The sequence below is a fragment of the Aminobacter sp. P4_D5 genome, assembly GCF_056401815.1.
This window is the reverse complement of the sequence record NZ_JBFUIP010000611.1, coordinates 1-765: the sequence shown is the minus strand read 5'-3', so window position 1 is coordinate 765 and position 765 is coordinate 1. Positions and strand designations below refer to the sequence as shown.

Genomic DNA, 765 nt, shown 5'->3' with positions numbered 1-765 from the left:
GTGGAAGATCGGGTGCAGCTCGGCCGGCGTGCGCGCGTCCTCGGGCCCGTCGAGCACGTGTTCCGGCTTGTTGGGATATTCGCGCCGGACATGCCCGAGGGCGATGGCGGCGAATTTCTCCGCGAGGTTGGGAGTCAGGCTCGACCGTGTCATGGGCATCCCTTCTGCGCGCCGGCCTCGTGCAGCCCCGGCGGAGGGGAAGCGTGTAGATCGGTGGTGGATTGCGCGCGCCCCCGGTCAACGCATGGGGCCCCGCGTATGGCTGCTGGCCTTCAGGTCACGCGGTCGAGCTCGGCCTCGGTCATGGTCCCCGGCACCACGGTCATCGGGACCGTCATCTTGGCGGCGAGCCGGCCGGTCAGCGCCTGGATCAATGGCCCCGGCCCCTTGCTGTCCGCCGCCGAGGCCAGCACCAGGATGGAGATGCGCGGATCCTCGCCGAGTAGTGCAAGCAGCTGGTCGGCCGTCTTGCCCTCGCGGGTGATGAGCATGGGCAGCCCGCCCGTGATCTCCTTCACCTGTGCCGCGAGACCGGCCAGCATGGATTCCGCCTCCTCGAGCCGCTCCTGCGCCATCATCGCGCCGATGCCGGCCCATTCGGCCTGCTCCACAGGCTCCACCACGCGCAGCAGCGCCACGCGCCCACCGGATTTCGCGGCGCGCAGAGCGGCATAGCGCAGCGCCACGGCGCGCTCCGGGCTGTCGTCCACCACGACGAGAAAGACGCGATCGCGCCTCGCACGCTCAGCCGCTTCAGGAATCAAC

The 765-nt window shown here is 70.1% G+C and carries 2 protein-coding genes; both read right to left on the bottom strand.

What is annotated here, in order from left to right; translation table 11 throughout:
* Window positions 1-153: DUF2891 family protein (locus tag AC1DWF_RS33855; RefSeq protein ID WP_476842867.1), on the bottom strand; the 153-nt coding region annotated here is incomplete at its 3' end.
* A 119-nt stretch (window positions 154-272) separates the two neighbouring features.
* Window positions 273-765, bottom strand: a 493-nt coding sequence (locus AC1DWF_RS33850) for a universal stress protein (protein ID WP_476842866.1), incomplete at its 5' end; no start/stop codon positions are given.